The 6,979-nt window shown below is 35.9% G+C and carries 6 protein-coding genes; all 6 read left to right on the top strand.

Annotated elements, in window-relative coordinates:
- A partial coding sequence (locus NOU10_RS08615; protein ID WP_255906583.1) for a MucBP domain-containing protein occupies window positions 1–672 on the top strand: 672 nt, incomplete at its 5' end.
- Between the two features lie 338 nt (window positions 673–1,010).
- Window positions 1,011–2,108 (top strand): pyruvate dehydrogenase (acetyl-transferring) E1 component subunit alpha, encoded by a 1,098-nt coding sequence (gene pdhA, locus NOU10_RS08610; protein WP_003700825.1) that lies wholly within the window; start codon window positions 1,011–1,013, stop codon window positions 2,106–2,108.
- 2 nt (window positions 2,109–2,110) lie between these two features.
- Window positions 2,111–3,088: an alpha-ketoacid dehydrogenase subunit beta gene (locus NOU10_RS08605; protein ID WP_003700827.1), complete on the top strand. Its 978-nt coding sequence runs from the start codon at window positions 2,111–2,113 to the stop codon at window positions 3,086–3,088.
- Between the two features lie 16 nt (window positions 3,089–3,104).
- A complete protein-coding gene (locus NOU10_RS08600) occupies window positions 3,105–4,385 on the top strand; it encodes a 2-oxo acid dehydrogenase subunit E2 (RefSeq protein WP_255906581.1) in 1,281 nt (426 codons plus the stop codon).
- 7 nt (window positions 4,386–4,392) lie between these two features.
- Window positions 4,393–5,799, top strand: a complete 1,407-nt coding sequence (lpdA, locus tag NOU10_RS08595) for a dihydrolipoyl dehydrogenase (RefSeq protein ID WP_003704973.1) — start codon at window positions 4,393–4,395, stop codon at window positions 5,797–5,799.
- A gap of 86 nt (window positions 5,800–5,885) precedes the next feature.
- Window positions 5,886–6,905, top strand: a complete 1,020-nt coding sequence (locus tag NOU10_RS08590; protein ID WP_253005988.1) for a lipoate--protein ligase — start codon at window positions 5,886–5,888, stop codon at window positions 6,903–6,905.
- Window positions 6,906–6,979: the final 74 nt, after the last annotated feature.

The following is a 6,979-nucleotide window of genomic DNA, read 5'->3' as shown; positions in this document are numbered from 1 at the left end:
TTAGATACCAAGAGTCAAAGTCTAACGTTCACTCAACCAGGCGATAAAGATCTAGTAACAGATCAAGTAATTTGGAACAAAGTTCCAAGTCAAAGCTTCGACGAAGTGAAGACGCCAGAAAAGGCAGGCTACACTCCAGATAAGGCAAGCGTAACAGCTAAAGAAGTAACAATTAATGATAGCAATACGACAGAAGTTGTAATATATAAAGCTAATATCGTAAATGTGGTAATTAATTATGAAGACAACATGGGAAATAAGCTTGCCGATACTGGAACTGTATCTGGTAAAGAAGGAAATGAGTTTACTACTCAAGCTTTAGAAATTGCTGGTTACCACTTAATTTCTGAGAGCAAATTGGTTCATGGTATTTTTGGTAAGACTTTAGAAATTACCTTTGTATATGAGAAAAATAGTACAGATTCTACAAAGAATACAAACCAAGTTGATAAGAACGATAATAACAGTAAGGAAAGTAAAGTAGAAACTAAGAAGTCCAATGATTTCAAAAATACTATTAACTCTAAAGATAAAGTGAATACTAAAGTATCAAGCCAAACATTACCACAAACTGGTGATCAAAAAGATAATACTGCTAGTTTAGTAGGATTAATCTTAATGAGTTTAGCAGGTTTATTCGGATTTAAACGCAAGAATAAACGTGATAACTAAATAATTATAAAAGACTAATTTATTGGAAAAATCACAAAGTTAATAAAATTATGTGATGATTAACAATAGGTTAGTCTTTTTTAATTTGATTAAATAGGCATGTTAAGCTTGTAATCATTTTTGTGATAACGATAACAAATACAGATCTTCATAAATTTTTTTGAACTTAATTTAAAGTTATAAATATTGATAAGTCGGCATTATATGCCATAAAATCTATTGTGCAAAAAAAAACAAAATTAACATTTTAAAAAAATAAGGTATAATAAAATTGTAAGCGTTATATAAAATAAAAACGAGTTCGGAAAATATCGCTAATTTTTAAGGAGGTTTTCAAGATGGCTGGTATTGATTTTGATAAATTAAAAAACATCGTTGATGACAAGTTTGAAACAGTTCGTGTTCTCGATAATGATGGAAATGTTGTTAACAAGGATCTATTTCCTGATTTAAGTGATGAACAAATTGTTGAATTATTTAAGAAAATGGTTTGGTCTCGTGTCCTAAACGAACGTTCAACTAAATTGAATCGTCAAGGACGTCTAGGTTTCTTCGCACCTACTGCAGGTGAAGAAGCTTCTCAAATTGGATCAGAATTTGCAATGGAAAAAGAAGACTATATCCTTCCAGCATACCGTGATGTTCCACAATTGGTATTACATGGATTGCCTTTATACAAAGCATTCTTATGGTCACGTGGTCATGTTGATGGAAATAAATATCCTGAAAACTTCAATGCACTACCACCACAAATTATTATCGGTGCTCAATATGTTCAAGCTGCAGGAATTGCTTTAGGTTTGAAGAAAAAGGGTTCTAAGAATGTAGCTTATACATACACAGGTGATGGTGGTACTTCTCAAGGTGATTTCTACGAAGGTATCAACTTCGCAGGTGCATTTAAAGCTCCAGCAATTTTTGTAGTACAAAATAATGGATACGCTATCTCAGTTCCTCGTGCAAAACAAACAGCTGCTAAAACATTAGCTCAAAAAGGTGTGGCAGCTGGAATTCCATTTGTTCAAGTAGATGGAATGGATGCACTAGCAATGTATTCAGTAATGAAAGCTGCACGTGAATATGCAGCAGCTGGTAACGGTCCAGTATTAATCGAAACATTAACATATCGTTTCGGACCACATACTTTATCTGGTGATGATCCTAAGCGTTATCGTACAGCTGAAGAAGAACAAGAATGGAAAGAAAAAGATCCATTAATTCGTATGCGTACTTACTTAGATAAGAAGGGTCTATGGTCTGAAGAAAAAGAAAAGGCATGGACAGAAGAAGTAAACAAGGAAATCGATGAAGCAATGGTTCTAACAGAAAAAGCACCTAAGCAAAAAGTTAGCGAATATCTAAAGAATGTCTTTGTTGATACACCTGCAACTATTCAAGAACAAATTGATAAATACACAAAGAAGGAGGCTGAATAACCATGGCTAAAACAACAATGATTAAAGCTATTACAGCGGCAATGGATGAAGAATTAAAGCGTGATGACAAGGTCTTAGTATTTGGGGAAGACGTTGGTAAAAACGGTGGTGTTTTCCGTGCAACTGATGGACTTCAAGAAATTTACGGAGAAGATAGAGTGTTTGATACACCACTTGCTGAATCTGGTATTGGTGGTTTAGCAGCAGGTTTAGCCTTCACTGGTTTTCGTCCAGTTCCTGAAATTCAATTCTTTGGTTTTGTTTTTGAAGTAATGGATTCAATTGCAGGACAAATCTCCCGTGAACGTTATCGTATGGGAGCAACTCGTAAGATGCCTGTTACATTTAGAGCTCCATTTGGTGGTGGGGTTCATACACCTGAACTTCACTCTGATAGTTTAGAAGGCTTGATGGCTCAAACTCCAGGTTTACGTGTAGTTATTCCATCTGGCCCATATGATGCTAAGGGACTGTTAATTTCAGCTATTCGTTCAGATGATCCAGTTGTATTCCTAGAACATATGAAATTATATCGCTCAGTTAAAGAAGAAGTTCCAGATGAAGCATACATCGTACCATTGGACAAAGCAGCAGTTAAGCGCGAAGGTAGCGATGTAAGCATCATAACATATGGCTACATGGTTCAAGAAAGTTTGAAAGCAGCTGAAGATTTAGCTAAAGAAGGAATTAACGCTGAAGTTGTTGATTTACGTACAGTATCTCCACTTGATGAAGAAACAATTTTAGCTTCTGTTAAGAAAACAGGTCGTGTTGTACTTGTTCAAGAAGCACAAGCACAAGCAGGAATTTCTCCAGCGGTAGCTTCATTAATTGCAGAAAAAGGTATTCTTTCATTAGAAGCACCAATTGGTCGTGTAAGTGCACCTGATACACCATATCCATTTAGTGAAGCTGAAAGTACATGGTTACCAAATAAAAAAGATATCGTAGAGAAAGTTAAAGAAGTTGTGAACTTCTAATTTGGAGGGTGAAATAATGAGTAAATATCAATTTAAATTGCCAGATATCGGTGAAGGTATTGCAGAAGGTACAATTGGCGAATGGCATGTTAAGCCTGGTGACAAGGTGGAAGTTGATGGAGATTTAGTTCAAATTGAAAATGATAAATCTGTTGAAGAAATTCCTTCTCCAGTTTCAGGTACAGTAACAAAAATATTGGTTGAAGAAGGCGAAACTGCTGAAGTTGGTCAACCATTGATTGAATTAGAAGTTGCAGAAGGAGAAGGCAATGTAGCTGACGATGCTCCTGCTGCAGAAACTGAAAAAGAAGAAAAAGTGGAAGCTGCACCAGCACCAAATACACAACCAACTCCACAAGTTGCAGATCATAGCTTACCAGTTCTTGCAATGCCAGCAGTTCGTCGCTATGCACGTGAACAAGGAATTGACTTGAAGTTAGTACCAGGTTCTGGTCGTCATGGTCAAGTATTAAGAAGTGATATTGATGCCTTTAAAGCTAATGGTGGTGCAGTTGCTGCTGCCCCTGAAGCAACATCAGCTGTGGAAGAAACAGCACCACAACCAGCTCCTAAGTTACCTGCTGGAGATGCTCAATGGCCTGAAACACGTGAAAAGATGTCAGGCATTCGCAAAGCAACAGCAAATGCAATGGTACGTTCAGTATCTCAAATTCCACATGTGCATGTCTTTGATGAAGTGATTGTTGATAAATTATGGGCACATCGCAAGAAGTACAAGGAACTTGCTGCAGAACGCGATGTCCGTCTAACATTCATGGCATATATGGTAAAAGCATTAGCCGTAGTTATGAAAGAATTCCCAATTTTCAATTCATCTGTAGATATGGATAAGCATGAAATTGTTTATAAGGATTACATCAATGTAGGAATTGCTACAGATACAGATAGAGGATTATTTGTTCCAAATGTAAAACATGCTGATAGCACAAGCCTATTTGGTATTGCTAAACAAATTACTGAAAACACAGCTAAAGCTAAAGATGGTAAATTAACAGCCGGTGATATGAGTCACACAGGTATGTCAATTACAAATATCGGTTCAGTAGGTGGCGGTCACTTTACACCAGTAATTAACTGGCCAGAAGTTGCTATCTTAGGTATGGGTCGTATTACTGATGAACCAGTTGTTGTTGAAGGTGAAGTAAAGATTGCTAAAGTCTTGAAGTTATCTTTGGCATTTGATCATCGCGTAATTGATGGTGCAACAGCTCAACGTGCAATGAATCGCTTGAAAGAATTATTAAGTGACCCAGAATTGTTATTAATGGAAGGATGATAGGCTAATGGTAGTTGGAGATTTTGCAATAGATTTAGATACAGTTGTTGTAGGTGCTGGACCTGGTGGATATGTAGCTGCAATTCATGCTGCAGAATTAGGTCAAAAAGTTACTGTAATTGAACGTGAATACATTGGTGGTGTATGTTTAAATGTTGGATGTATTCCTTCTAAAGCTTTGATTGAAGCTGCACATCATTACCAACATGCAATGGATTCTCAAGAAATGGGACTTCAAGTTACAGCTGCTAAGCTAGACTTCGATAAAACAATTGAATGGAAGAATAACGTTGTAGCTCGTCTAACAGGTGGGGTTGCTTCCTTATTCAAGAAACATAAGATTGATGTTATCTGGGGAAATGCATATTTGAAAGATAGTCATAGTTTACGAGTAATTTCTGATGATGATAAGGCTCAAACATATACATTCAATAACTTGATTATTGCAACAGGTAGTCATCCAATCGAAATTCCTAACTTCAAATTTGAAGGACGTGTACTTGATTCTACAGGTGCTTTGAACTTAACAGAAGTTCCTAAGGAATTAGTTGTTGTAGGTGGTGGCTACATTGGTTCTGAATTAGCATCTGCTTACGCTAACTTAGGCTCTCATGTAACCATCCTTGAAGGTGGAGATATGATTTTAGCTAACTATGAAAAAGACTTAGTTAAAGTTGTAGAACATCACTTCAGTGAACAAGGTGTAGATATTTACACTAAGGCTATGGCTAAGAATGCAGAACAAACAGATAAAGATGTAACTGTTACTTTCGAAGTAGATGGCGAAGAAAAGAAAATTACAGCTGATTATGTCATTGTTTCTGTTGGTCGTCGTCCAAACACTTCAAATATGGGCTTAGAACAAGCTGGTGTAAGTGTTGATGAACGTGGTTTAATTCCTGTTGATGCACAAAGTCGTTCAAATATTCCTAACATTTATGCTATTGGTGATGTAACAAAGGGATATGCATTGGCTCATAAAGCTTCTTACGAAGGAAAGGTTGCAGCAGAAGCTATTTCTGGCAAACCAACAGTTATTGATTACCATGCAATGCCAGCTGTATGTTATACAGATACATCCATTGCAACAACAGGTTTGACATTAGCTGAAGCAAAGGAAAAAGGCTTTGACGCTAAGAAAGCACAATTCCCATTTGCAGCTAATGGTCGTGCAATTTCAATGGGTGAAACAGATGGATTTATCCGTTTAGTATTTGAAAAGGAAACAGGTGTCTTATTAGGTGCTCAAATGGTTGGTAGCAACGCTAGTGATTTAATTAGTGAATTAACTTTGGCTATTGAATGTGGTTCAACAGTTGAAGATATTGCATTAACAATTCATCCACATCCTTCCTTAAGTGAAGCTGTTATGGATACTGCTGATGTTGCCATTGGATTCCCAACAAATATTTAATAATTAAAGTAAAGGACCGGTATATAGCAGATATCGGTTCTTTGTATAAAAGTAATTAGTAGAGGAAGATGAAAGTTATGGAAAAAATGCAATACGTTGTAATGAAAACAGATGATATTAGAACAAACCTGGCCACAGAACAATATTTAATGAATAGCGATAAAATAAAACCTCCATTCATGTTATTCTACATTGAAAAGCCATGTATTATTGTTGGTCGTAACCAAAATACAATGGAAGAAATCAACCAAAAATATTGTGAAGAACATGGAATTACTATTACACGCCGTCTATCAGGTGGTGGAGCTATGTACCAAGATTTAGGTAATCTTTGCTTTAGTTTTGTAGTACCAGCAGAAAATCAAAAATTTGGTGACTTTAAATCTTTAGTACAACCTGTTGTAGATGCTTTGCATAAGATGGGTGTAACAGGTGCAGAAACAACCGGACGTAATGATATTGTGGTTGATGGTAAGAAATTCTCTGGTAATGCAATGTATACGCGTGGTGGCAAAACTTTCTCTCACGGTACACTAATGTTTGATGTTGATACTGATGCAGTTGCTGATGCTTTACGTGTTCCTAAGGATAAGATTGAATCTAAAGGAATTAAATCAGTACGTTCTCGTGTTACAAACCTAAAACCATATGTTAGTGAAGAATATAAAGACTTTGATACATTCCAATTTAGAGATGAACTAATTAAACTAATTTGGGGTGTTGACACTTTAGAAGAAGCACAACAATATGAATACCAATTAGATGATGAAGATAAAAAAGGTATTGAAGAAGTTGAACAAAAACTTTATAAAAACTGGGACTGGGTATATGGTAAATCTCCAGAATTCACAGTTAAGCGTCGTAAACACTTTACTAGTGGCACAATTGATGCTCGTTTCTTAGTTGAAGATGGTAAGATTAAAGATATTAAGATTTACGGAGATTTCTTTGGTTCAGGTGATGTAAAAGATGTCGAAGATGCTTTACGTGGGTTGAAGTATGATGTGTCAACTATAAAAGAAACATTAGGTAAACTTGACTTGAATAAATATTTTGTTGGAATTGATGCTGAAGATGTTAAAGAATTAATCTCAACACAACAATAGTAATTAAAGTAAAACTCGTCGATTTGGCGAGTTTTATTTATACTAGGCTGATATGTTACAATAACTATGTAAGT

The sequence above is a fragment of the Ligilactobacillus sp. MP3 genome (genome assembly GCF_024436335.1).
GTDB lineage: Bacteria > Bacillota > Bacilli > Lactobacillales > Lactobacillaceae > Ligilactobacillus > Ligilactobacillus salivarius.
This window is presented reverse-complemented; position numbering and strand designations above follow the sequence as displayed.